Here is a 26,172-nt window from a genome sequence, read left to right as displayed (position 1 = left end):
GTTTTCAAAGCGGTGACCAATCCGTTCAAGCTTGCCTTCAGCCAGGCGCATCTGACCATCAGCCGCGTGTCGCGCGGGCAATTCTCGCTGACGCGTGCCATCGTCATCACCATCGTGATTATGGCCGCGATCATCGTTGGCCTTGCCGCGTCGAGTTTCAAAGGCTCGCTAAACGATCGCAGCGACGCCGTCGAACTGCGCGAGGCCGGACGCTTCACGCAGGACGTGATCGAGGCGGGCGAGCACTGGGCGGTATCGCGCGGCCTCACTTATGTCGCGCTGCGCGACCCCAATCCGGCATCCAGCGAGACGATCGATCGCATTCTCGAGGCGCGCCGCACCGGCGATGCCGCGATGGAGCGCGCACTCGACCATTTCTCGCCCGACACGCCGACCGAGCGCGCCTTGTTCGACACGTACAGCACGACGCTTGCCGAACATGAAGACATGGTCCGCGAGGCCTCGAGCGCGATCCGCCTTCCGGCCGCCGAACGCCGCGCCGGGATCGCCAACGAATTTCTAGGTGCCGCCACGCGCCGCATCATGGCCGCGCAGGAAATGCGCTTCACCTCGGCGGCCCAGGTCAATGCCGATGACGACATGGCCAGCCTAAACCTGCTCAAGCATTTTGCCTGGGAGATGGGGGAGTATGCGGGTCGCGAACGCGCGCTGGTCGGCGGCGCGATTGCCGCGGGTCAGCAGATCGACCCGACGACGCGCTCGCTGATCATCGAAAATCGCGGTCGGGTGCTCAACGCATGGGATTCGGTGCGTGCCATCAATGGCAGCCGCTCCAACGATCGGGCGATCAACGCCGCCATGGGCGCGGCGCGGCAGAGCTTCTTCGTCGACTATAACAATCTGCGCGGCGAGGTATACGGCGCCAGCGATGCCGGCACGCCTTATCCGGTGAGCGCCTACGTCTGGTTCGACAGCTCGACCGACGCGATCGACGCGCTGCTCGGTATTTCCGATGCGGCGCAAGGCCTGACCGCCGCCTGGGTCAATCAGCGCCTCAGCCGGTCGGCCTGGTCGATCGGGATCCAGTCGCTGTTGCTGTTCCTGGCGGTGCTGGCGGTGATGGGCCTTATCTGGGTCGTCTTGAACGAAGTGTCGCGTCCGATGCGCCAGCTCGACGGCGCGATGGCCCGGATCGCAAAAGGCAATTTCGACGTGCAGCTGCCGACCGAGGCCCGCGCACTCGAGCTCAAGGAGATCGCTCGCACGCTCGAAGGTTTCCGCGGCGCGGTCACCGAGCGCGAGCGCATGGAGCGCGAGAAGATCGAAGCCGAAAAGCGCGACGCCGAGGCTCGCGAAGCTGCCCTTGAAGCCGACCGCCGCCTTGTCGAGGAACGCGAGCAGCGCGCCCGTTACCTTGCCGACACCGGCAATGCCTTCACCCGCCGCATGCACGAGACCGTCTCGACGCTGGCCGCTGCCGCCGACGAATTGTCGGCCACGGCCGACCTCATGCTCGAATCGCTCGGCCAGACGACCAACGAATTGTCGGCGGTCGCCTCGGAAACCGCCTCGGCCTCGACCCATGTGCGCGAAGCGGCGGCTGCGGCCGACCAGATCCGCATTGCCATTGCCGACATTGCCACCCAGGTCGAGGAGCAGCGTGGATCGGCCACCGATGCCGCCGACCGTTCGACCCAGACCGCGAGCGAAGTGCGCAAGCTCTCGGGCGCGACCAAGGATGTCGGCAACATGGTCGGGATGATCGACGATGTCGCCAAGAAGACCGGCCTGCTCGCGCTCAACGCGACCATCGAGGCGGCACGTGCCGGTGAGGCCGGTCGCGGTTTCGCGGTTGTCGCCGGCGAAGTGAAGGACCTGTCCGAACAGACCGCGAAGGCCACCGCCAGCGCTGGCAAGACGGTTGGGCAGATGGACGATGCCATCAATCGCTCGGTCTCCGGCTTCGGCGATGTCGATGCCGCGATCCAGCGCATCAGCCAGGCCGCCGTCGCCATTGCATCGACCGTGCGCCAGCAGACCGAGGCGACGCGCCAGCTCAGCCATGGCGTCGAGGGCGCTGCCGGTATCGCCGATGACGTGGCGGTGCGTGCCAAGCGTGTCGACGAAGGCGCGACTTCGGTTCTCGCCGCCGCGACGCAGGTCAAATCCTCCAGCGGGGAGCTTGCCAAGCTCGCCGATGCGGTACGCGGCGACGTCGAACGCTTCCTCAACGACCTGCAGGCTGCCTGATCGCAAACGGGCTCCGATGAACGGGCACGCGGCGCCATTCGGCGCGCGCACCCTTTATTTTCGTGGCTACACTCCCTATTTCGGCCTCACGAAGAGAAACGACTCAAAGGAGAATTCGCTATACGACCGCCCCTTTCGCGACGTGGGATGTCGCCGCCGCCGCCTTCCGGCCCCCGCTATGACAATTTCATCCAAGCACAAAAAGTGCGGGTGATCGATGAAAATGGCGAAAATCTGGGCGTTATGTATACGCGCGAAGCGATGGAGCAGGCCAACGACATTGGCCTCAACCTCGTTGAAATCTCTCCCAATGCCGATCCGCCCGTCGCGAAGTTTCTCGACATCGGGCGCCACAAATATGAGGCCCAGAAAAAGGCCAACGCCAAGCGCAAGGCGCAGAAGACGCAGGAGATCAAAGAGATCAAGATGCGTCCGAACATCGATGACCACGACTATCAGGTGAAGATGAAGAAGGTCGTCCAGTTCATCGAGAATGGCGACAAGGTGAAGCTCACCATCCGCTTCCGCGGCCGCGAAATGGCGCATAACGAGCTCGGCATGGCCGTGCTCAACCGTGTCGAAGAGGATACGGCGGAGATCGCCAAGGTCGAGCAGCGCCCCCGCATGGAAGGGCGCCAGATGCTCATGGTGGTCGCGCCAAAGTAGCGACTTGACGCTACGTCAATAAAAGCCCGCTTTTGTCGGCGCTTAACTTAATTCAGTACAAGTAAAAAACCTATCATGCAGTGCAGCACAAAATGTTGCGCTGCATGATGTGTTTTTTGTGCCGCAGCCCTCTTGTAATTCGGCGAAATGGCGGCACTGTCTGCTTCCCATAAGGCACCTGTCAGCGTAGTCGGGTGACATATTCACACCTTCTGTTTTTGGGAGAGGAAGCAGACATGCGTAAATCCATTCTGATGGCGTCGGCCGGTATCATGGCCTTCGCGACCCCCGCATTCGCTCAGGACACGCAGCCCGCCGACGGTGCGCAGCCGGTCCAGGAGAACCAGGACGACGATATCATCGAGGATGAGGGCGCGATCGTCATCACCGCGACCCGTCGTAACGAAGCTCTGTCGGACGTGCCGCTCGCAGTGAGCGCGGTGACCGCAGAGTCGCTGCTCAATTCGGGCGCCAGCGACATTCGCCAGCTGACCCAGGTCAGCCCCTCGCTCCTCGTTTCCTCGACCTCGTCGGAAGCCGGCGCGGGCGTCGCGCGTATCCGCGGCATCGGTACGGTCGGTGACAACCCCGGCCTCGAAAGCTCGGTCGCGGTCTTCATCGACGGCGTCTATCGCTCGCGTACCGGTACGGGCCTCACCGAACTTGGCCAGGTCGACCGCATCGAAGTTCTTCGCGGTCCGCAGGGCACGCTGTTCGGTCGCAACGCTTCGGCCGGTCTCATCTCGATCATCACGGCGCAGCCGCGCTTCACGCCTGAAGTCATCGCCTCGGCGACGATCGGCAACTACAATATGCGTCGCGGCGAACTGTCGGTCACCGGCCCGCTGAGCGACAATGTCGCCGGCCGCATCGACGGCGTCTATCTCTCGCGCGACGGCTTCCTCACCGACCGCGTGTCGGGTCGCGACATCAACGACCGTGATCGTTTCCTCGTCCGCGGCCAGCTCCTCTGGGAGCCTGACAGCGACCTCTCGGTCCGTCTCGTCGGCGACTATTCGAGCCGTGACGAGGAATGCTGCGGCGCGACCTACCTGCCGGCGCAGGATTATGACGGTTCGCCCCAGCCCTCGACCTTTGCCGCGCTGCTGCGCGGCCTTGGCGCCGACATCAACGACGACACGTTCGTCCGCGAAACGTCGATCACGCCGGGCCAGAGCTTCCGCTCGGACGTCGAGGATTACGGTCTGTCGGCCGAAGTCGTCTACGATCTCGGTGATGTGGAGCTGACCAGCATCAGCGCCTATCGCTTCAACGAGTTCGTGCGCGGCCAAGACGCCACGTTCAACAATCTCGACCTGCTTTTCCGCGACGACGATGGCGGTGCGGCGACGACCTTCAAGACCTTCACGCAGGAACTTCGCCTGCAGGGTGAAGCGATGGACGGCCGTCTCGACTGGCTGGTCGGCGGCTTCTTCGCCAGCGAAAAGCTCGAGCTTACCGACAACCTCACCGTCGGCGATGATTTCTCGAAATATGCCAACTGCCTGACCGCGTTCAACTTCGCGTCCAGCCCGCTGGTCCCGAGCTCGATCATCGATCCGAGCAACCCGACCTGCTTCCAGCCGCTCGTTTCGGGCGCGGTGCGTGCGGGTCTCGTCAACAACTTCAATACCGCGCTTGGCAACATGGATGTTGCGGGCGCCAACGCGATCGCGTCGCAGATCGCAGCCTTGAGCGCCTTTGCGCGCCTCGGTGCGATCGACCTCGGCATCGGGCCGTCGGGCCAGTTCCCCGACTTCGGCGCCGGCGTGTTCAACGATTCGGGTTACAGCAACCTCGCGCTTGCGCTGGGCATGCTGCCGGCCGATTTCGACATCAACGTCAACGACCGTTACGACCAGCTGAGCACCAACTGGGCGATCTTCACCCACAACATCTTCGAGGTGACGGACCAGATCGATATCACCATCGGCCTGCGTTACACCCAGGACAAGAAGTCGCTCGACGTCGATCTCAACGACGATAACGCGCTCTGCTCGTTCTTCTCGGCTGCGGCGCCTGATCTCCAGACGCTTCCCTGCCTCGTTCCCTCGACGCCGGGTGGCAACTTCACCGCCAGCGACGATTTCTCGAACGGCCAGCTGTCGGGTACCGGTGTGATCAGCTTCAAGCCGGTCGACGACCTCCTGACCTATGCCAGCTACTCGCGCGGCTACAAGGCGGGCGGTTACAACCTCGACCGTACCCCGCTGCTGCGTAGCAACGGCAATGGCGCGATCGTGCCGAACAGCTCGATCGCCGTCTTGCAGTTCGAGCCGGAAATCAACGACGCCTTCGAAGTCGGCTTCAAGTATGACGGTGACGGTATCGACATCAACGTCGCGGCCTTCCACCAGGTCTTCGAAAGCTTCCAGCTCAACCAGTTCAACGGCCTCGCCTTCGAAGTCGAGAACATCAACGGTTGTTCGGAACTCGACGTCCCCAACGGCGACGCCGATGCGAGCCCGCTGACCGGCAACTGTGTCGGCGACCTCAAGGGCGGTGTCCGCTCGGCCGGTGTCGAGTGGGAAATCTTCTCGCGTCCGATGCGTGACCTGCAGATCAACTTCGGTGGCACCTATGCCGACACCCGCTATCGCAGCGAGATCGTCGGTGCCGACGGTGAAGCCGTGTCGCCGCAGCTGTTCCAGCTCAACGACCGTTACATCTCGAACGCCAACGAGCTGACGCTGACCGGCTCGATCGCCTGGACGCCGGACATCGGTGACAGCGGCCTGACCGGCCTCGTCTATGTCGATGGTCGCCACATGAGCAGCCTCAACACCGGTTCGGACCTCGACGTCGAGAAGCTCCAGCCGAGCTTCCAGGTGTTCAATGCGCGTCTCGGCATTCGCGGCCCGGATGATATCTGGGCGGTCGAACTGTGGGCGCAGAACTTCACCAACGAAGAATATATCCAGGTCGCCTTCGACGCGCCGCTGCAGGGCTTCGGCACGGGCCTCGTCACCAACACCGCGCGCGGTGTCGACGAAGGTCTCTACCCGACCGCCAACCAGCTGTTCGGCGCCTTCCTCGGCGAACCGCGGACCTACGGCCTGACGCTGCGCGGTCGCTTCTAAGCAACGCGCAGGGCCACATGGCTCAACAGGGGTGGGGCCTCGCCAGCAATGGCGGGGCCCCTTTCCTTTTTAGGGGTCAGCCCTCGGCGGCGGCGAGCAAGGCGGCGCGCAGGGCGTCCGCGGTCTCATGGCTCAGCTTCCTACCGCTGGCATCGGTCAGGTAGAAGGTGTCGACTGCACGCTCGCCATAGGTGGCGACATGGGCCGAATGGACCACTGCGCCGGCTTCCATGATGGCATGGGCCAGCCGGGCAAGCAGGCCGGTGCGGTCGCGGGCATTGACCTCGATGACGGTCATGCGGGTCGATGCTGTCTGGCTGACCATGACCGCGCCGGTGACATCGAAAGCTTCCTCGCGTGCCGTGAGCGAGGCAAGCTCGGGCGGCGCGGGGAGCTGGTCTGCGCCGAGCGCATCCTTCACCGCGGCCTTCAGGCGGCTGCGGCGCCTGCTGTCGGCATAGGGACGATCCTGCGCGTCGGTGACGAGCAAGTTGTCGAGCGCCCAGCCATCGCGGGTCGTGTGAATGCGCGCATCGATGATGCTGGCGCCTGCGCTGCTGAGGCCTGCGCACAGGCGATAGAAGAGGCCGTGGCTGTCGGGCGCGAAGATTGAGATGCGCGTTGCTGCCGCATCCTTGTCGGTGGTCAGCTTCACCGACACCTCGCGCTTGCCCATTTTGGCCTCGGCCTCGGCAATCTGCTTGGCATTGGCCTTCTGCCAACCGAGCGGTTCGGCCACCCAATAGCTGTCGGGCAAGCGCTTGTGGTGCGCTGCCATCGCATCGCGCGGCCAGTCGAGCGCTTCGGCAAGTGCCGCCTTGCGTTCGGCGATGAGGTCGTTGCGGCCATGCTGCTTGTGTCCGAGGCGCAGCCGCTCTTCGGCCGCTTCGTAGAGCGTCCGGATGAGACGGCGTTTCCAGTCGGTCCACGTGCCCGGACCCACCGCGCGAATGTCCACGACGGTGAGGATCAACAGCATCTTCAAGCGCTCGGGGCTTTTGACCTGCGCGACGAAATCGTCGAGCGTGGTGGGGTCGGCCAAGTCGCGCTTGAAGGCGGTGGCGCTCATCAACAAGTGATAGCGCACCAGCCAGGCGACGAGGTCGGTTTCGCCGGCATCCAGCCCGAAACGAGGGCCCATTTCCTCGGCAATCTCGGCGCCCAGCTCGCTATGATCGCCGCCGCGACCCTTGGCGATATCGTGCAGCAGCACGGCGACATAAAGGGCGCGGCGCGAGGCGATTTGCTTGATCAGCGCACTGGCTAGCGGATGGTCTTCGGTGAGCTCGCCGCGGTCGATCGCGGCGGTGAGGCCGATGGCGCGGATCGTATGCTCGTCGACCGTATAGTGATGATACATGTCGAACTGCATCTGTGCGACGACGCGGCCGAAGTCGGGCACGAACCGCCCAAAGACCCCCGCCTCGTTCATCCAGCGCAAGACGGTGTCGGTCTGCTCGCGGCCGGTCATGATGTCGAGGAACAGCGCATTGGCGCGCGGATCGTCGCGCACTTCGTCGACGGCGCGCGCGGCCCGGGCGGCGGCGCGCATCGCGTCGGGATGCACTTCGAGGCCTTCGCGCTGGGCGACGCGGAACAGTTCGATCAGCCGGACCGGATCTTCGCGCAGCCATTCCTCCGACTTGACCGAGAGCCGTCCGCGATCGAGCGGGAAGCCGTCGATCAATTTGTCGCGGCGGAGCATGGCGGGCATGACGAAGCGCCGGCCCGCCTCGGCCAATTGGGCATCGAGCTGTGCCAGGAACACGCCGGTCAGATCGCCAACCGTCTTGGCGTTGAGGAAGTAGAAATGCATGAAGCGTTCGACCGCGCTCTTGCCCGGCCGGTCGGCATAATTCATCGCCTCGGCAATCTCGCGCTGGTGGTCGAAGCCGAGGCGATCCTCAGCGCGTCCGGCAGCGAGATGGAGATGGCAGCGGACCGACCATAGAAAGCGCTCGGCCCGCTCGAAGCGGCGGAATTCGGCGCGGTTGAACAGGCCCTTGTCGATCAACTCGGCGGGCGCCGAGACGCCATGCACATATTTGCCGATCCAGTAGAGGGTATGGAGGTCGCGCAGGCCGCCCTTGCCGTCCTTGACGTTGGGTTCGACGAGATAGCGCGTATCGCCCATCTTCTCGTGCCGCTCGTCGCGCTCGGCGAGCTTGGCGGCGACAAATTCGCGGGCACTGCCTGACACGATTTCGCGGTCGAACCGCGCGCGCATCGCGTCGAACAGCTCGCCATCGCCCCAGATGAAGCGGCTCTCGAGCGTCGCGGTGCGGATCGCCATATCCTCGCTTGCCAGCTGGATGAGTTCGTCGGGCGTGCGCACCGCCTGCCCGACCTGCAGCTTCATGTCCCAGAGCAGGTAAAGCAGTCCCTCGATCGCCTGCTCGTTCCAGGCGTTGCGCCGCTCGGGTACCAGCATCATCAGGTCGACATCGCTATAGGGCGCCATCTCGCCGCGCCCCGTCCCGCCGACGCCGACCAGCGAAATGCGTTCGCCCGAGGAGGGGTTGGGATTGGGGAAGAGTCGCTGGGTCACATAATCGTGAGCGAGCCGGATGATCTGGTCGGTAAGGAAGCTGTAGGCAGCCGCATGGACGCGGCCGCGATAGGGTTCGGCCTCGAGCCGCCGAGCGATCTCGGCGCGCCCCTGTTCGAGCGCTTCGCTCAGGATGTCGAGCGCGGCATCGCGGTCCTTGTCTCCGTAAGCGAGCCCATTCAGGCGATCATCGAGCGCGCGCCGGTCGATAATGGCGCGGCGGTCATCGACGAAATGGGCGCGGAGTGGCTGGTTCACCGGTCGTCAGCCAGGCGCTTGAGTCGATAGAGCGCGTCGAGCGCATCGCGCGGCGTCAGCGCGTCGGGGTCGAGGTCGGCGAGCGCCTCGACCAGCGGATCGCTTGGCTCTTCTTCGGGCGTCGTCGCGGCAAAAAGTGGCAAGCTGTCGAGCCCGGCAGCGATCCCGCCCGTTTCGTTGCGCCCGGCCTCGAGCCGCGAGAGGATGTCCTTGGCGCGCGCCAGCATCTTGGGGCTCATGCCCGCCAATTTGGCGACGGCGATGCCGTAGCTCTTGTCGGCGGCGCCTTCCGCGACTTCGTGGAGGAGGACGAGGTCGCCCTTATATTCCTTGGCGCGGACATGGTGGAGGCTCAGCGCATCGAGCCGTTCGGCAAGGCGAGTCAGCTCGTGATAATGGGTCGCGAACAGGGTGCGCGCACCGATATCGTCATGCATCGCTTCGGTCACCGCCCAGGCGATGGCGAGCCCGTCATAAGTCGACGTGCCGCGCCCGATTTCGTCGAGGATGACGAGGCTGTTTCTGGTTGCTTGGGCAAGAATTGCCGCGGTCTCGACCATCTCGACCATGAAGGTGGAGCGTCCGCGTGCCAGATTGTCCGAGGCGCCAACCCGGCTGAAAAGCCGATCGACCAAGCCGATCTTGGCGCGCGATGCTGGCACATAGCCACCGGCCTGCGCCATCAAGGCGATCAGCGCGACCTGGCGCAGGAAGGTCGATTTGCCGCCCATATTGGGGCCGGTGATCAGCCAGAGCCGGTCGTTGGGCCCGAGCTGGCAATCATTGGCGATGAAGCGCTCGCCCTCCTTCTCGACCGCCGCTTCGACGACCGGATGGCGGCCTCCCTCGATTTCGAGGCAGGGCTGGTCGGCAAGCTGGGGCAAGGTCCATCCGCCCTCGATGGCGCGGTGCGCCTGACCCGCGCCGACATCGATGCGGGCAAGCGCGTCGGCACTGCGCGCAATCGTCTCCGCCTGGCCGGTCACGAGGGCTGTGAGGCGTTCCAGATGCGTGGCTTCGAGCGCCAGCGCCTTGTCGCCAGCCTCTGCCAGCGCGGTCGCCTGCTCATGCAGTTCGGGCGAATTGAAGCGGACGGCATTGGCCATGGTCTGGCGGTGGGTGAAGCCCGAATCCTCGGCCATGAGCGGTTTTGCGGACTTGGCCGGTACTTCGATATGATAGCCGAGCACATTGTTGTGCTTGATCTTGAGGTTCGCGATGCCGGTCGCCTCGCGATACTTCGCTTCGAGCGCGGCGATAGCCTGCCGCCCGCCGCTGGCAAGCTCACGCAGGCGGTCGAGTTCCTCGTCATAACCCGCCGCGACATAGCCCCCCTTAGAGGCGTCGATGGGCGGGCTCTCGACCAAGGCGTTGTCGAGCTCGGCGACCAAGGTGTCATGACCCGTCAGCTGCGGCAGCAGGCTGGCGAGCAGGTCGGGAAGTTCGCCCCCTTCGGCCAGCATGGCTTGCAAGTCGTCCGCACCGGCAAGTGCATCGCGGATCTGCGCAAGGTCGCGTGGCGATCCGCGACCGGCGACGAGACGTCCAAGTGCACGGGCGAGGTCGGGCAGGGATTTGAGCCGCGTGCGCACGTCCTCGCGCAGCAACTGGTCCTCGGCGAAATATTGCACGAGGCCCAAGCGTGCCCGGATGGGATCGAGGCGTGCCAGCGGCGCGGAGATGTCCTCGGCGAGCAGGCGGCGACCGCCCGGCGTGACGCAGCGATCGAGATTGGCGAGCAGGCTGGTGGCCGGACTACCGTCGGCGCCGCGTAGCAGCTCCAAGCTGGTTCGCGTGGCAGGGTCGATGGCCATGAGCCCCGACCGTTCGATGCGCCGCGGTGCGGCTAGGTGCGCGGTCGCATCCTTCTGTGTGGCATCGAGATAGGCGAGCAATCCGCCCGCGGCGACACATTCGGCGCGGCCGGGCGAGCCGAAACCGGCCAGGTCCTTGATCCCGAAGCGACGCTTGAGCGCGGCTTCGCCCTCCATGCTGTCGAAGCCGCCGGCACCTTGCGTGGTGGCGATGCCGGCGATGCGTTCGTCGGCGATCACTTCGGCAGCATCGAGCCGCGCCAGTTCCGCAGGCAGGCCGCCGGTATCGCAGGCAATGAGTTCGAACCGCCCGGTCGAGATGTCGGCGGCGGCAATGGCATAATCGTCGCCCGCGCGCCCGATCGCGGCAAGCCAGTTGGCCGCCTTGCTGTCGAGCAGGCTTTCCTCGGTCAGGGTGCCCGGCGTGACGACGCGGATGATGGCGCGCTCGACCAATGCCTTGGAGCCGCGCGCCCTCTTGGCTTCGGCCGGGCTTTCGGTCTGCTCTGCAATGGCGACGCGGTGACCGGCCTTGATGAGGCGGGCGAGATAGGCCTCGGCGGCGTGAACCGGCACGCCGCACATCGGCACGGGCTGGCCGCGATCCTCACCCCTCTTGGTCAATGCGATGTCGAGGCATGCCGCAGCCACCTTCGCATCGTCGAAGAACAGCTCGAAGAAATCGCCCATGCGAAAAAAGAGCAATGCCTCGCCCGCCTCGGCCTTGAGGCGGTGGAATTGCGCCATCACCGGAGTGGATTGCTTGGGCGTCTTGGGGGAATCATCGCGGGCCATGTGTCTCGTCGAGATTAGCCTGTCGTTGGGGTTCGCGCCAATAGGGCTTGGCGAGGTAGGGCGCAGCCTGTTAGCAACGCTGCCGGGGACGATGAAGGGGGTCATATGGATCACGACTTGCCGTTGGTGCTGGCCATCGCGATGCCGGCCATCCTGTTCGTGATCCCTGCAATCCTGACATTGATGGGCTGGAGCGCGCAGCGCGGGCGTCGCGGGGCGATGGTGCCGCGGGTCAGCATGCGGCGGATCGTGAAATCGATCCTGGCGTTCGTGATCGCCTTCAACCTTGCCTTCCTGCTACAGGAATTGGGGCTGGTCATTCCCAAGGCCTTCGTGCCCGGGCTCGACCCGATCCTCTACCATGACAATCATGGCTACACGCCGGCGGACCCGATCGCCGACCTCTTGCAGGGTGGCGGGCTGGTGGCGCTGTTGCTGGGCGGGATCATCACCATGGCGATGCTCCAGCGTTCGCCGCCGCAGGCCGCCGGCGCGCGCCTGTTCCTGACCTGGCTGACTTTCTGGTGCTGGATGATGGCGCTCATCCAGCTTCCTATGGCCGTGATCGACCCGGGCAGCGATGTCGGGATGGCGCTGGCAACCTTCGAGTTGCCGCAGCCGCTGATGATCGTGGTCGCGCTCGTCGGGCTTCTCGGCATTCCGATGGTTGCCAAGGCGCTCGTGCCGGACTTCCTTGCGGTAGGGCCGCAGCCGGTAAACCTCCCGACCCGACGCCTGATCCGGCTGGCGCTGCTTCCCGCTTTCGTAGGCCTCGGCCTTGTGACGCTTTATCGCCTGCCGGGCGATCTCGATCGGGTGCTCGTCTTTCCGGCGGTCACGGCGGCGGTCGGGCTCATCTGGGTGATGGCGCTGGGCTGGATGATCCGTCCCGACGAACGGCGGGTGGCGCATGCGCGCAATCACCGTCCCATCCCCTTCAAGGGCGTCGCCATCGCGCTCGTCCTGCTCGCCGTCTTCCAGTTGGTGCTGCGACCCGGCATTCCCTTCTAGGCCGGCAACCCCTTTTGCCGCGTGACTCGCACCGTCACATCCTGCTAGCGCTCGCCGCCAACAGGAGAGTTTGATGAGCGAAGCTAACGTTACGTTTTCCGACGCCGAGGCGATCGATTTCCACGCCAAGGGCCGGCCGGGCAAGATCGAGATCAAGGCGTCCAAGCCGATGGCGACGCAGCGCGACCTCGCGCTTGCCTATTCGCCCGGCGTCGCGGTGCCGGTCGAGGCCATCGCCGCCGATCCGGGTCGCGCCTACGAACTCACTGCCAAGGGCAACCTCGTCGCCGTCATCTCCAACGGCTCGGCCATTCTCGGTCTCGGCAATCTCGGCGCGCTTGCGTCGAAGCCGGTGATGGAGGGCAAGGCGGTTCTGTTCAAACGCTTCGCCGACGTGGATTCGATCGATCTCGAGCTGGATACCGAGGATCCCGAGGCCTTCATCAACGCAGTCGCGCTGATGGGTCCCAGCTTCGGCGGCATCAATCTTGAAGATATCGGCGCGCCCGATTGCTTCATCATCGAGCAGGCGCTGAAAGAGCGGATGAACATTCCGGTCTTTCATGACGACCAGCATGGCACCGCGATCATCACCGCGGCTGGCCTCATCAACGCCGCGCACCTGACGGGGCGCGAGATGGGCGACATGAAGGTGGTCATAAACGGCGCGGGGGCGGCGGCAATCGCCTGCTCCGACCTCATCAAGGCGATGGGCGTCAAACATGACAATGTCATCATGTGCGATCGCTCGGGCGTCATCCACAAGGATCGCGACGATCTCGACCAGTGGAAGAGCGCGCAGGCGGTCGAGACGGACCTTCGTACGCTGGAAGACGCGCTGAAGGGCGCCGACGTCTTCCTCGGTCTCAGCGCGGGCAACGTCCTTAACGGCGACATGATAAAGCATATGGCCAAGGATCCGATCATCTTCGCGATGGCCAATCCGACGCCGGAAATCGCGCCGCCGGAGGCCAAGAAGGCACGTCCCGACGCCATCGTTGCGACGGGCCGTTCGGACTATCCCAACCAGGTCAATAACGTGCTCGGCTTCCCCTTCATCTTCCGCGGCGCTCTGGATGCGCGCGCGACGGCAGTGAACGAGGAAATGAAGATCGCCGCAGCGCAGGCGCTGGCCGAACTGGCGCGCGAAGCGGTGCCCGAGGAAGTGGCTGCTGCCTATGGCGGCAGCGCCAAGAGCTTCGGTCCCGATTATATCATTCCCGCCCCGTTCGACCCGCGCCTCATCGAGGTGGTGCCAGCGGCGGTGGCGCGGGCGGCCGAAGAAACCGGTGTCGCCCAGAAGCCGATCGAAGATTATGACGCCTATCGCTCGCAGCTGCGTGCGCGCCTCAACCCCGCCAGCTCGGTCCTGACGCTCGCTTACGAAGCGGCGCGCCGCAATCCCAAGCGTGTGCTGTTCGCCGAAGGCGAGGAAGAGAATGTCCTGCGCGCCGCCATCGCCTTCAAGGAAGGCGGCTATGGTACGCCGGTGCTGGTCGGCCGCGACACGACCTATGATCGCCTGAAGGCGTTGGGGGTCGAGGATCCCGAAAGCTACAAAGTGCTCAACAGCCGCAACTCGCCGCTGGTGCAAAAAGCGGTCGACTTCATCTACCAGCGCCACCAACGCGGCGGCATGCTGCGCCGCCAGGTCGAACGCATGGTCAACCAGGATCGCAACTACTTCACCGCTGCGATGCTCGCGCTGGGCGAGGGCGATGCGATGATTACCGGGACGACCCGCCCGTTCAGCCAGAGCCTCGCGCAGGTGCGCACGGTGATCGACGACGATACGGGCGGGGATCCGTTCGGCATCAACATCGTCGCGACCGGCAGCCAGACGGTGCTGATCGCCGATACGAGCGTCACCGAACGCCCGACGGCGGAGCAGCTGGCCGCCATCGCCATCCGCTCGGCCGCCTTTGCGCGGCGCATGGGTGTCGAGCCGCGCGTGGCCTTCATCAGCTACACCACTTTCGGCAACCCGCCGGGCCACCATATCGATCATCTGCGCGATGCGGTGAAGGTGCTCGACCGGATGACCACCGACTTCGAATATGAAGGCGAAATGGGCCCGGACGTGGCGCTCAATCATGAGGCGCAGCGCAAATATTATCCGTTTTCCCGCCTGTCGGGTCCGGCGAACATCCTCATCATGCCGGGTCTCCAGTCGGCTAACCTGTCGTCCAAGTTGTTGAAGGCGATCGGCGGCGAAAATGTGCTGGGACCCTATCTGATGGGCATGAGCCTGCCGGTGCAGATCGCGCCGATGACGGCCAGCTCGGGCGACCTCGTCACGCTGGCGGTGCTGGCCTCCGGGGGTGCCGATGCGCTACGCCGTAATGCGGCGGCCAAGGAAGCGGCCGCCCAAGTAGGGTGAGTCACATGATCAACGCCAATCGCGGCAATTTCCGTTTCCTCGCGGCCATCACGTTGCTGGCGGGCATTGCGCTCGTCTGGGGCGTGCTGACCGGCAACCTAGAATCGGCGGGCTGGATCGCCGGCATTTCGCTGGGCAGCGCGCTGCTGCTGGCGATCATCATCTGGGTGCTGGAAGGCTATCGCGCCGACGCGCCGACAGACTGACTAGATTCTCTCGGCCTGGCTAACCGTGTCGCTGGCGCGCAATGCCGCCACGATGGCGTGCAGGTGGGCCAGGTCATGCAGCTCGGTATCCACGTCGAACGTGTGGAAGCTGCCGTCGCGGTGGACCAGCTGCAGGTTGATGATGTTGGCGCTCTTGGCGCCGAACACGCCGGCCATGTCGCCCAGAGCGCCCGCAACGTCGTGGAGGATGACGCGGATGCGCGCGGTGCCGCCGTCCGAATGATCGCCCCATGCAAGGTCGAGCCAGTCGGCATCGTCGCTGGCCAGCAAGGTTTCGCAGCCGATGACATGGACCTCGATCATGTCGTCCTCGCGCCGCACGCCGACGATGCGGTCGCCCGGAATGGGGTGGCAGCAATCGGCCAGTTCGAAGGCGACGCCGGGCGTCAGCCCCTTGATCGAGATGGCGTTGCGCTGTTCGGGCGCGCGCGTGCCCTTGCCTTCCTTCTCGAGGTTTACGGTCGAACCGGGGACGAGCGCTTCCATCACTGCATCGTCGGCGATGCGTTTCTTGGCGATCGCTTCCATCAGCGCGGCTTCATCGTCCATGCCGAGCCGCTTGGCAGCACGCTTGGTCGCGCCGCGACGCGGTGCGGAGGGCAAGCGTTCGATAATCTCGGCGAAAATCTTGGTGCCCAGCTCGATCGTCTCGTCGCGTTCCTTGTGCCGCACGAAGCGGCGGATGGCGGCGCGCGCCTTGCCGGTGGCGACGAATCGCAGCCATGAGGGCTGCGGCTGCTGTGCGTCGGAAGCGAGGATTTCGACCTGGTCGCCATTGTCGAGCAGGGTACGTAGCGGCACCACGCGGCCATTGACCTTGGCGCCGACCGTCTGGTCGCCAAGGTCGGTATGCACCGCATAGGCAAAATCGACCGGGGTGGCCCCTTTAGGCAGCTGGATCAGCTCGCCCTTCGGCGTGAAGGCGAAGATGCGGTCCTGGTACATCGCCATGCGGGTATGTTCGAGCAGCTCTTCGGCGGATGCGGCATGGTCGAGGATTTCGACGAGGTCGCTAATCCACGGCACCTTGATGTCGGCCGCCGACTTGCCTTCCTTGTAGGCCCAGTGGGCAGCGAGCCCGCGCTCGGCCTGTTCGTGCATTTCGCGGGTCCGGATCTGGATCTCGATCCGCATATTGCTGTCATGGATTACGCGAGTGTGGAGCGAACGATAGCCGTTGCGCTTGGGCGTCGAGATATAGTCCTTGTAGCGGCCCGGCACCATCGGCCAGCGCTGGTGAATGAGACCGAGTGCGCGATAGACGTCCTCGACGCTGTCGACGATGACGCGGAAGGCCATGACGTCCGACAATTGCTCGAAGCTGATATGCTGCTCGGCCATCTTGCGCCAGATCGAGTAGGGATGCTTCTCGCGTCCCGTTACCTCAGCCTCGAGGCCGTTATCCTTGAGATGGAGCTGGAGGTTGAGGCCGATGCGGGCGATCATGTCGCCGCCCGTTTCGTTGAGCTGCTTGAGGCGCCGGACGATCGAGGCGTAGGCGTCGGGTTCGAGATGCTTGAACGAGAGCGACTGCATCTCCTTCATCATCTCGTACATGCCGATCCGCTCGGCGAGCGGCGCGTAAATATCCAAGGTCTCGCGCGCAATGCGGCGGCGTTTCTCTTCCTTGGGAATGTGGTGCAGCGTGCGCATGTTGTGGAGCCGGTCGGCCAGCTTCACCAGCAACACGCGGATATCGCCCGACAGGGCGAGCAGGAATTTGCGGAGGTTCTCGGCGGCGCGTTCGCTCTCGCTCATCGCCTCGACCTTGGAGAGCTTGGTCACGCCGTCGACAAGGCGCGCAACCTCATCGCCAAAGAGGTTTTCGATCTGCTCGGGCGTGGCGACCGTATCCTCGATCGTGTCGTGGAGGATCGCCGTGACGATCGTCTCGGTATCTAGCTTGAGGTCGGTAAGGATGCCGGCCACCTCGATCGGGTGGCTGAAATAAGGGTCGCCGCTGGCACGCAACTGGGCCCCGTGCGCCTTCATGGAAAAGACGTAGGCGCGGTTGATCAACGCCTCGTTGGCGTCGGGATCGTAGGCCCGGACCTTTTCGACAAGTTCATACTGTCTCAGCACATCCACTAAATGGGGTGTCGGACGGTCTTATTGCAAGTGCGAAAAAGGGCCGGGTCTACAGGGAGGAACGGGATTAGCGGGCCTTGGCGTTGCAGGCGGCCAGCGCGTCGGCATCAAACTCTTCGCCGTCGATGGCGAAGCGGGTGACCGGGCCGACTTCCTTGACGAGGCGCTCGCACAGGACCGCAGGGCGGCTGCGGTCCGAATTGGTGCGGCACTCATTGCCGTTGCAGCGGAAAGCAGCGCCCTTGACCGCGACATTGCCTTCAGCCGCTTCGGTGAGCGTGGCGCTGACCAGCGGGCCGGCAGCCATGGCCGGGGCGGCAGTGAGTGAGAGGGCGGTGGCAGCAAAGAAAAGGCGCATGTGAAATCTCCGCAAAAGGGTTTCGTTTCACAACGCATATGATTCGTAGTTTCAATTTGCAACTGTTATTTGCCGAATGACAAGCCTATGACAGTCGAATCGTGGCATGCCGTAGCGGCACGCCGCACAGAGGGATTTGCGTTAAGTGAGCGGAAAAGAATTGGATATCGAAGCCTTCAAGGCCAATGCACTTCGGTGCCCGTTGCCCGAGGCGATCGACTTGATCGGTGAAAAGTGGGCGTTCCTGATCTTGCGGGGTGCGTTCAACAAGCTGACCCATTTCGAGCAGTTCCAGGCGGGCCTCGGCATCGCCCGCAACATCCTGTCGGACCGGCTGCAGAAGCTGGTCGCCGGCGGCATCCTCGATCGCAAGCCCGACCCCAATGACGGACGCAAGGTGGTCTACCAGCTGACCGACAAGGGCGCCTCGCTGCTGCCCGTCGTCGTGGCGCTGCGCCAATGGGGAGAAGAATGGGGCCATGGCTGCAACGACATCATGCTTGCCGACGAAAGGAATGGCGACCCGATCCAGAAGGTCGCGATCCATGCCCAGGACGGGCGCATCCTCGGCCTGACCGACCTCATGTGGGTCGACCGCCGCACAGGCGCGAGCCTGCGCCATATCGACGAGGTCGATCTCTAGCTTTTCTCGGAGTCCCGAATCAAAAAGGGCGGCCCGATCGGGACCGCCCTTTTTGTTTGGAGATGTCGGTCGACTTAGTCGGCCGTGCCCGGGGTCGGACGCGGCGGCGCAGCGGCAGTGAGGCGCAGGGCCTCGGCCGATTCGCTCAGGCTCGCCAGCTCATCCGTCTCGTCATCCTCGTCGATCTGGACCTTCTGGTGGCCCGAGACGAGCGATTCTTCGAGATGCTTGGGCTTGATCGTCGTTTCGGCGATTTCACGCAGCGCAACGACCGGATTCTTGTCGCGGTCGCGGTCGATGGTGAGGTCGGCACCGCCCGAAATCTGGCGCGCACGCTCGGCGGCCAGCAGGACGAGGTCGAAACGGTTCGAGACCTTGTCGACGCAATCTTCAACGGTAACGCGCGCCATAAGCGGCAAATCCTTCTGTTCGAAAGTCTTTCGGAATGAACGGGCGAGATAGGGACGAGGCCCCCAAGAGTCAATGAAAACCCCTCTGGCGGGGCGGCGCGCTTGCAAGGCCGACGCCCACGCTTCATGGGTTGGCGATGGCCAGTGATCGCTCCTTGAAAGTGGATAGCCACACGCTGACGCTGCTTCCCGGCGGGGAAGAGCGGATGAGCGCGATCCTCGAGCTGATCGACGGGGCGAAGTCGCGCCTCGACCTGCTTTTCTACGACCTTGCCGACGATGACAGCGGGACGCGCATTCGCGATGCGCTCGTCGCGGCAGCGCGGCGCGGGGTCGAGGTGCGCCTCATCATCGACGGGTTCGGCCTGCGCGACATCAAGGACCAGGAAGGCTTTTTCGCGCCGCTGCGCGAGGCGGGCGGCGAAGCGTTCGTCTTCCATCCCAGCGTTGGCCGGCGCTACCTGTTGCGCAACCACCAGAAGATCGCGATTGCCGATTGCTGTGACGCGATCATCGGCGGGGCCAATCTCGCCAAGGACTATCTCGGCGATCATGACGGCGCGTGGCGCGACCTGTGGCTGCGGCTGGACGGGCCGAGCGTGCCGGTGCTCACCAACTATTTCGAGACGCTGCACGACTGGATGCAGCAAAAGCCCTCCAGCGTGCGCGACCTTGGCGACATTGCGGCGCGGTGCAGCCGCACGTCGGGACCGCTGCAATGGCAATTCTCCGCGCCCTGGCCGCGCCAGACGCCATGGCCCGCCGGCCTCATCCGCGATCTCTGGCAGGCCCGCCAGCTCGACATGGTCGCGGCCTATTTCTCGCCCAATGCGCCGATGCTCCGCCGCATGGAGCGGATCGCCGAGGATGGCGGGCGCGTCCGCCTGATTACCGCGGCAAAGTCAGACAACAACGCCACCATCGCGGCGGCGCGGCATACCTATCACCAGTTGCTCACCGCCGGCGTCGAGATATTCGAATATCTGCCGACCAAGCTGCACACCAAGCTCTTCATCGCCGACGATATCGTTCATATCGGCAGCTCGAATTTCGATTTCCGCAGCCTCTTCATCAACATGGAAGTGATGCTCCGCATCGACAGCGGGGCTGCCGCCGAGATGCTGCGTCACTATGTCGCCGGCGAGATCGAGGACAGCCGCGAGATCACGCCCGAACTGCATGCGAGCCGCGATACGTTCTGGCAGCGGACCATCTGGGCGCTCTCCAATTTCCTCGTGACGACGATGGATTATACGGTGAGCCGGAAGCTGAATTTCCCGTTGGGCGGCGATGACTGATCTGGCCGCCACGCGGTTCGGCCGGGTCGCCGGCAGCGCGCTCACCAATCGCCAGTTCGTGATGCTTTATGCCGCGATGCTGATCGCTGCGGCGGGCAATACGGCGCTGCAGTCGGTCATGCCGGCCATTGGGCGCGCCATCGGGATTGCCGACGTTGCGGTCGCGCTGACGTTCACCACGTCGGCAGTCCTGTGGGTGGCCTTCGCCCCGCGCTGGGCGCACCAGTCCGACCATCGAGGGCGCAAGCCGCTCATCCTGCTCGGCATCGGGGCCGGCTTCACCTTGTCGTCGCTCCTGTGCGGGATCGTGCTGTTGCTCGGCCTCAAGGATGTGACGACGCCGCTCTTGACCTTCATCCTCTTCGCGGTCGTGCGCGCCATTTACGGTATTTTCGGCTGCGCGACGCCGAGCGCGACGCAAGCCTATCTCGCCAGCCGGACGCGCCGATCGGCACGCGTCAACGCGATTGCCGGCCTGTCGTCCAGCTTCTCGCTCGGTACGATCATCGGACCTGCGCTGGCGCCGCTCTTCGTCATTCCCTTCTTCGGCCTGTCAGGCCCGCTCTTCATCTTCGCCGCGATCGGCGGCGCGGTTTTTGTCATGGTATGGTGGGCGCTGCCCGATGACCAGAGCCCACGCGAGGGGCGCGGCGCGGCGATGAGCTATCCGAGCCTTGCCAGCCAGCCAACCGGTGCCAGTGTCAAGGCCGCCACCAGCAGGCGCGCGCGCATGAAATGGAACGACCCGCGCATCCGCAACTGGATCATGGCGGGCGTCGTCACCAACCATGCCATGGCCGGCATCGTTACTATCATCGGCTTCTTCGTGATCGACCGGCTGGCGCTCCAGCCGATCGGGGCGGAGCGCGATATTGCCGTGGTGATGATGGCCGGCTCGGCCGCGACGCTGGCGGCGCAATGGGGCCTTATCCCGCGCCTGTCGCTCGGCCCCAAGACGCTCATCCTGTGGGGATCGGGTATTGCCGCCGTCGGCATGCTGGGCACGATGATGGCGATCAGCCTCTACGGGATCGTCGTCGGGTTTGCGCTGACCTGTCTCGGCTTCGGTTTCACCCGTCCCGGTTTCACCGGCGGGGCGAGCCTTGCCGTCCCGCTCGCCGAGCAAGGCGGCGTCGCGGGCATCGTCACCTCGTCGAACGGCATCGCTTTCGTGGCGGCGCCGACGGCAGGCATCCTGCTCTACGGCGTCGAGGCGCACCTGCCCTTCGCGCTGGCCGCGCTGCTGCTTGGCGGGGTCATCGTCTGGGCGCGCAAGGCGCTCGACTAGGCCTTGTCCTTGCCATTGCCTTTCTTGGGCTCGAGCATACCGGGTTCAATGAACCCGATGGTCGGCTGCGGCTTCAATGCATCCTGTTTCAGGTTGTCGCGGATCCGTTTGTACTGGTCGAGCATCTTCTGCGTGACCGAGGGACGGGTTTCCTCGAGCGCGTCGTCGAAATCCTGCTTCGAGACCTCCGCCTTCTCCATGTCGCGGCGCATGGCAATAAGGCCGGCGCGGCGCACGAGGTCTTCGAGGTCGGCGCCGGTGAAGCGATCGGTCCGCTTGGCATAGTCCGCAAGGTCCACGTCCTTCGCCAATGGCATGTTGGAGGTGTGGATCTGGAGGATCCGCAGGCGCCCTTCCTCGCTCGGCGGGCCGACATAGATGAGCTCGTCGAAGCGGCCCGGGCGCAGAAGCGCGGGGTCGATCAGGTTGGGCCGGTTGGTGGCGCCGATGACGACGACATTATTGAGCTCTTCGAGCCCGTCCATCTCGCTGAGGATCGTGTTGACGACCCGCTCGGTGACCTGCGGTTCGCCCATCGAGCCGCCGCGCGAGGGCACAAGGCTGTCCAGTTCGTCGATAAAGATGACGGTCGGCGCAACCTGGCGGGCGCGGGCAAAGAGGCGGGCAATCTGCTGCTCGCTCTCGCCATACCATTTGGAGAGGAGGTCCGAGGATTTTGTGGCGATAAAATTGGCCTCGGATTCGCGCGCCGCAGCCTTGGCCAGCAGCGTCTTGCCGGTGCCGGGCGGGCCGTAGAGCAGGAAGCCGCGCGCCGGCCGGATGCCGAGGCGGCGGAAGGCGCCGGGATGCTTGAGCGGCAATTCGACCCCTTCCTTCAGCTTGTCGCGCGCTTCGTCGAGGCCGCCAATATCGTCCCAACCGATATCAGGCATCTGGACCATGACCTCGCGCATGGCAGAGGGCTGGACACGTTTCAGGGCATTGCGGAAATCATCGGCCGTGACCGCCAGGCTATCGAGGACCTCGGTCGGGATCTCGTCCTCGCCCAAGTTGATCTTCGGCATGATCCGGCGCACCGCCTCCAGCGCTGCTTCGCGGGTGAGGCTGGCAATATCGGCGCCAACGAAGCCATAGGTGCGCTTGGAAAGCTTATCCAGGTCGACATCCTCGCCGAGCGGCATGCCGCGCGTGTGAATGCCAAGGATCTCACGGCGGCCTGGTTCGTCGGGCACCCCGATGACAATCTCGCGATCAAAACGCCCCGGGCGACGCAATGCGCTGTCGATCGCATCGGGCCGGTTGGTGGCGGCAATGACGACGAGGTTCTGGCGCGGCTCGAGGCCGTCCATCAGCGTCAGCAATTGCGCGACGAGGCGCTTTTCGGCCTCGCCCGTTACCTTCTCGCGCTTGGGCGCGATGGAATCGATTTCGTCGATGAAGATGATGCTGGGCGCGGCTTTCGAAGCATTCTCGAACAGTTCGCGCAGCTTCTTCTCGCTCTCGCCATAGGCCGAGCCCATGATTTCGGGCCCCGCGATATGGAAAAATTCGGCATCGCTTTCATTGGCGACGGCGCGCGCCAGCATGGTCTTCCCGGTACCGGGCGGGCCGTGAAGCAGCACGCCCTTGGGCGGGTCGACGCCGAGACGACGGAACAGTTCGGGATGGCGGAGCGGCAGCTCGACCATTTCGCGCAGCGCGTCGATCGTGCCGGCCATGCCGCCCAGATCGTCATAGGTGATCGCATCGCGCTCGACCTCGATCGTGCCGTCCTGTTCGGGCTGCAGCGCGACCTCGGTGTCGGCATCGATATGGACAATGCCGGCAGGCTGCGTGCTGACGACTTTCAGGCGCACTTCTTGGAGCGCGAAGGCGGGGGCCTGGAGCAGCTGGCGGATATTGTCGGGCATGTCGGTATTGACCCGCTGGTGCCCGGCGGTGGCGACGAGGTCGCCCTTCACGATCGGCGCGCCGAAAAAGCTGCGCTTCAGCGCGTCGGTCGACCCGGCAAGGCGGATGCCCGACTGGGCGGGCGCGAAGGTGACTTTCTTGGCCGGCTTGGACTGGGCCTTCTCGACCGTGACGAAATCGCCAGCGCCGACGCCGGCGTTGGAGCGCTGAAGGCCGTCGAGGCGGATGATGTCGAGCCCGCTATCGTCCTTGTAGGGGCGGATCGCGCGGGCCGGGGTCATGCGCTTGCCCGAAATCGCGATGATATCGCCGTCGGCCAGCCCCAGCTCTTCCATCAGATTGGCTGGCAGGCGGGCGAGGCCGCGGCCTGAATCGGCGGGCGGCAGGCTGGCAACCTGAACGCGGTTGGACTTGGTCTTGGTATCGGCGTCGGCCACATGAATCTCCTTGTCCTAGGCCCAATGCGCATGGCGGGGCTTCGGTTCATTCAGATCCGATGTGGGGGCGATGAGGCACAAAAAAAGGGACCCGACCGCATGAAGCGACCGGGCCCCGTCAGGAGAGGATGTCGAATTTTCATCCGACCCATTCTTTATCGCACCGCAACATGAATTGTGCAAGTGCGAAATGACATCAATGTCACTTTTTGATGAGGTTGACGATCCGGCGGACGGTGGAGCGCGGCAGAAAACGGCTGGAATTGGCCGAAATCTTGTTGGCAATGCCGGGAACGACGACCGCCTTGTTCCGGTCGAGCCCTTCGACGCCGATGCGGACGACCTCCTCGGCGGTCATGGCAACGGTTTCGACCGCCTTGTTCCCGCCAAAGCCCGCCACTTCGCCAAATTCGGTAGAAGTGGGGCCGGGGCACAAGGCGGAGACCTTGATGCCGCTATCCTTCAATTCCTCGTGCAAGGCTTCGGTGAAGGAAAGGACATAGGCCTTGGTCGCGAAATAGACCGCCATGCCGGGCCCCGGCTGGAAGCTGGCAACCGAGGCGACGTTGAGGATCGCGCCCTTGCCGGCATTGTGCATCGCCGGGAGGACGCCGTGGGCGAGTTCGGTCAACACCCCGCAATTGAGGTCGATCATCTGGCGCTGGCGCGGCCCGTCGAGGCTCTCGAAACGTCCGACCAGCCCGAACCCGGCATTGTTGATTAGTGTGTCGACCTGTTCGTCATGCGCCTTCAGGTCGGCGAACAGGGCGGCCGCGGCGCCCTCCTTGCTTAGGTCCATCGCGACGACGCGGGCATTGCCGAGCTCTTCGGCCAATTCCTTGAGGCGGTCTTCGCGGCGGGCGACGAGGACGAGGCGGTCGCCGCGCTTCGAGTAGGTCTTGGCGAATTCGACGCCGAGGCCGGCGCTGGCGCCGGTGATGAGGGTGATGGGCTGGGTCATGACGATCCTCGTAGAGCAAGCCCGCTCGGGGGCAAGCATTTGGCGAAATGCATTCGTATGCGCTAGTTATGTCGGCAGGGGGACATAGCCGATGAACGATACGCCGATGCCTGCGGGTCCGATCGATGCGAAAAAACGCATCATCCTTCTCGATGGCCTGAGGGGCTTTGCGCTGCTCGGCATCCTCTTTGCCAACATGACCGAATTTATCGGCTGGCCCTACATGACGCCCGAACAGGATGCCGCCGTGACGGTCGGCTGGCCCGACACGGTCACCGAATTCTTCTTCGAGATGTTCGTGCACGGCAAGTTCTACGCGCTCTTCTCGCTTCTCTTCGGCATCGGGTTCGCGCTGCAATTGAAGCGCATCCAGGAGCGGGGCGAGGGGACGGGTCGCTATGCCCGAAGGCTCGGTTTCCTGATGATGTTCGGCCTCCTTCACATCATCCTCTTGTGGATCGGCGACATATTGCTGCTCTATTCGGTCATGGGCTTTGCGCTGCTCGCGCTACGCGGCCTGTCGAACCGCGCGCTCATCTTCGGCGCGATCCTGTGCTGGCTCATCCCGATCGGGTGGGAGGTCTACAAGGTCGAGGCGGGGTTCAACGTCTTTGCCGCGCTGATGCCGATTGCGACGCCATGGATGCAGCAGCTGGGCTTTACCCAGCAGGACTATATGGGGGTCGGTTTCTGGGTGTTTCCCGACTATTGGACACACCTCAAAAGCTCGGTGATCGAGCTCTACCTGCGCTTCGTCGTCTATGCCGACCAGATGCGCTTCACCAAGGTGTTGGGTATGTTTCTCATCGGCCTATGGGTCGGGCGCAAGGGCATCCATGCCGACCCGGTCGCCTATGGGCCGCTGCTCAGGAAAGTCGCGACATGGGGTTTGGTCATCGGCCTGCCTTTCGCCCTCCTGAGGGCGCTGATCATGACCGGCCTGTGGGCGCCCGACATGGCCGAGCTGCCCATACTCAATACGGTGGCCTATGTTTTCTCGGCCCCGTTCCTCGCGCTGGCTTACGCTTCCATTGCGGCGCTGGCCTGGAATGCGGGGAAGCAGGCCTTCTTCGAGACCTTCTCGCCGATCGGACGGATGGCGCTTACCAACTACATCCTGCAGTCGGTCATCGCGATCACCATCTTCTTCGGCTGGGGCTTCGGGATGATCCTCAAGGTGCCCCTAGTCGCCATCATCCCGATCACCGCGGCGATCTTCATCGCGCAGGTCTGGTGGTCGAAATGGTGGCTGGCCCGCTATCGTTTCGGGCCGCTGGAATGGCTGTGGCGTTCGCTGACCTACGGCAAGGCGCAGCCGATGCGCCTCGCCGCAATGTCAGCGCCGCAAACCGCTTAGGAAACGGTCGCCTTTTCGATCTTGCCGGGATTGGGGACGGGCTCGCCGGTCGGCAGCGCGTCGACATGCTCCATGCCGCTCTCGACCTGGCCCCAGACGGTGTACTGACCATCGAGGAAGTGGGCGTCGTCGAAGCAGATGAAGAACTGGCTGTTGGCGCTGTTCGGGTCGGGTGTACGGGCCATCGAGCAGGTGCCGCGGACGTGCGGCTCGCTGTTGAACTCGGCCTTGAGGTCGGGAAGGTCGCTGCCGCCCGTGCCGGTGCCGGTGGGGTCGCCGCCCTGTGCCATGAAGCCCGGGATCACCCGGTGGAAGACCACGCCGTCATAGAAACCGTCGCTGGCGAGCTTGGTGATGCGCTCGACATGGCCAGGGGCCAGGTCGGGGCGCAGCTTGATGACGACGTCGCCGCCGGTCGAGAGTTTGAGGGTGAGTGTATCGGCCATGGATCGGCGCTCCTGTGTCTATGA

18 protein-coding genes are annotated in these 26,172 nt (G+C 64.3%); 10 read left to right on the top strand and 8 right to left on the bottom strand.

Features of this window, described 5'->3' with window-relative positions:
- Positions 1 to 12 precede the first annotated feature (12 nt).
- The 3 genes from NDO55_RS12090 (at position 13) to NDO55_RS08700 (ending at position 5,957) form a co-directional block, all read left to right on the top strand.
- A complete protein-coding gene (locus NDO55_RS12090; RefSeq protein ID WP_252114366.1) occupies positions 13 to 2,211 on the top strand; it encodes a methyl-accepting chemotaxis protein in 2,199 nt (732 codons plus the stop codon).
- Between the two features lie 147 nt (positions 2,212 to 2,358).
- On the top strand, positions 2,359 to 2,877 hold the full coding sequence (infC, locus tag NDO55_RS08705; RefSeq protein WP_252114364.1) for a translation initiation factor IF-3: 519 nt from the start codon (positions 2,359 to 2,361) through the stop codon (positions 2,875 to 2,877).
- Positions 2,878 to 3,113: 236 nt separating this feature from the next.
- Positions 3,114 to 5,957: a TonB-dependent receptor gene (locus NDO55_RS08700; RefSeq protein ID WP_252114362.1), complete on the top strand. Its 2,844-nt coding sequence runs from the start codon at positions 3,114 to 3,116 to the stop codon at positions 5,955 to 5,957.
- A 76-nt stretch (positions 5,958 to 6,033) separates the two neighbouring features.
- Here the strand turns inward: NDO55_RS08700 and NDO55_RS08695 are convergent, their stop codons facing one another.
- Together NDO55_RS08695 and mutS are read right to left on the bottom strand one after the other, a co-directional pair.
- Positions 6,034 to 8,763: a [protein-PII] uridylyltransferase gene (locus NDO55_RS08695; protein ID WP_252114360.1), complete on the bottom strand. Its 2,730-nt coding sequence runs from the start codon at positions 8,761 to 8,763 to the stop codon at positions 6,034 to 6,036.
- Positions 8,760 to 11,372, bottom strand: a complete 2,613-nt coding sequence (gene mutS / locus NDO55_RS08690) for a DNA mismatch repair protein MutS (RefSeq protein WP_252114358.1) — start codon at positions 11,370 to 11,372, stop codon at positions 8,760 to 8,762. The genes NDO55_RS08695 and mutS overlap by 4 nt, the downstream gene beginning before the upstream one ends.
- A gap of 105 nt (positions 11,373 to 11,477) precedes the next feature.
- Here mutS and NDO55_RS08685 point away from each other — a divergent pair, with 105 nt between their 5' ends.
- From NDO55_RS08685 to NDO55_RS08675, 3 genes are all read left to right on the top strand, one after another.
- Complete coding sequence (locus NDO55_RS08685) at positions 11,478 to 12,383, top strand: hypothetical protein (protein WP_252114356.1); 906 nt, start codon at positions 11,478 to 11,480, stop codon at positions 12,381 to 12,383.
- Between the two features lie 73 nt (positions 12,384 to 12,456).
- Positions 12,457 to 14,763, top strand: a complete 2,307-nt coding sequence (locus tag NDO55_RS08680) for an NADP-dependent malic enzyme (RefSeq protein ID WP_252114354.1) — start codon at positions 12,457 to 12,459, stop codon at positions 14,761 to 14,763.
- A gap of 5 nt (positions 14,764 to 14,768) precedes the next feature.
- The gene (locus NDO55_RS08675) at positions 14,769 to 14,969 is read left to right on the top strand and encodes a hypothetical protein (RefSeq protein WP_252114352.1); all 201 of its coding nucleotides are present in this window, start codon (positions 14,769 to 14,771) and stop codon (positions 14,967 to 14,969) included.
- On the opposite strand, the gene NDO55_RS08670 is transcribed toward NDO55_RS08675, so the two are convergent.
- Together NDO55_RS08670 and NDO55_RS08665 are read right to left on the bottom strand one after the other, a co-directional pair.
- Entirely contained in the window at positions 14,970 to 17,072 is a 2,103-nt protein-coding gene (locus tag NDO55_RS08670) for a RelA/SpoT family protein (protein ID WP_252114350.1), read from the bottom strand. It abuts the gene before it with no gap.
- Positions 17,073 to 17,145: 73 nt separating this feature from the next.
- Positions 17,146 to 17,436, bottom strand: a complete 291-nt coding sequence (locus NDO55_RS08665) for a CC_3452 family protein (RefSeq protein ID WP_252114348.1) — start codon at positions 17,434 to 17,436, stop codon at positions 17,146 to 17,148.
- A gap of 145 nt (positions 17,437 to 17,581) precedes the next feature.
- On the opposite strand from NDO55_RS08665, the gene NDO55_RS08660 reads away from it, so the two are divergent.
- Positions 17,582 to 18,079, top strand: a complete 498-nt coding sequence (locus NDO55_RS08660; protein ID WP_252114346.1) for a winged helix-turn-helix transcriptional regulator — start codon at positions 17,582 to 17,584, stop codon at positions 18,077 to 18,079.
- Between the two features lie 74 nt (positions 18,080 to 18,153).
- Here the strand turns inward: NDO55_RS08660 and rpoZ are convergent, their stop codons facing one another.
- Entirely contained in the window at positions 18,154 to 18,489 is a 336-nt protein-coding gene (gene rpoZ, locus NDO55_RS08655) for a DNA-directed RNA polymerase subunit omega (RefSeq protein ID WP_252114344.1), read from the bottom strand.
- 137 nt (positions 18,490 to 18,626) lie between these two features.
- On the opposite strand from rpoZ, the gene NDO55_RS08650 reads away from it, so the two are divergent.
- Together NDO55_RS08650 and NDO55_RS08645 are read left to right on the top strand one after the other, a co-directional pair.
- Entirely contained in the window at positions 18,627 to 19,787 is a 1,161-nt protein-coding gene (locus NDO55_RS08650; RefSeq protein WP_252114342.1) for a phospholipase D-like domain-containing protein, read from the top strand.
- Complete coding sequence (locus tag NDO55_RS08645; RefSeq protein ID WP_252114340.1) at positions 19,780 to 21,075, top strand: MFS transporter; 1,296 nt, start codon at positions 19,780 to 19,782, stop codon at positions 21,073 to 21,075. Before NDO55_RS08650 ends, NDO55_RS08645 begins: the two co-directional genes overlap by 8 nt.
- On the opposite strand, the gene NDO55_RS08640 is transcribed toward NDO55_RS08645, so the two are convergent.
- Both NDO55_RS08640 and NDO55_RS08635 read right to left on the bottom strand, forming a co-directional pair.
- A complete protein-coding gene (locus NDO55_RS08640; RefSeq protein WP_252114338.1) occupies positions 21,072 to 23,384 on the bottom strand; it encodes a CDC48 family AAA ATPase in 2,313 nt (770 codons plus the stop codon). The genes NDO55_RS08645 and NDO55_RS08640 overlap by 4 nt on opposite strands.
- Before the next feature lie 202 nt (positions 23,385 to 23,586).
- Complete coding sequence (locus NDO55_RS08635) at positions 23,587 to 24,345, bottom strand: SDR family NAD(P)-dependent oxidoreductase (protein WP_252114336.1); 759 nt, start codon at positions 24,343 to 24,345, stop codon at positions 23,587 to 23,589.
- A 91-nt stretch (positions 24,346 to 24,436) separates the two neighbouring features.
- Here NDO55_RS08635 and NDO55_RS08630 point away from each other — a divergent pair, with 91 nt between their 5' ends.
- Positions 24,437 to 25,702, top strand: coding sequence for a DUF418 domain-containing protein (locus NDO55_RS08630; RefSeq protein ID WP_252114334.1), 1,266 nt, complete (start codon positions 24,437 to 24,439; stop codon positions 25,700 to 25,702).
- On the opposite strand, the gene NDO55_RS08625 is transcribed toward NDO55_RS08630, so the two are convergent.
- Positions 25,699 to 26,148 (bottom strand): peptidylprolyl isomerase, encoded by a 450-nt coding sequence (locus tag NDO55_RS08625; protein WP_252114332.1) that lies wholly within the window; start codon positions 26,146 to 26,148, stop codon positions 25,699 to 25,701. The two genes, NDO55_RS08630 and NDO55_RS08625, sit on opposite strands and share 4 nt — an antisense overlap.
- Between the last annotated feature and the right edge of the window lie 24 nt (positions 26,149 to 26,172).

Source organism: Sphingomicrobium sediminis (genome assembly GCF_023805295.1).
Classification (GTDB): Bacteria; Pseudomonadota; Alphaproteobacteria; order Sphingomonadales; family Sphingomonadaceae; genus Sphingomicrobium; species Sphingomicrobium sediminis.
This window is presented reverse-complemented; position numbering and strand designations above follow the sequence as displayed.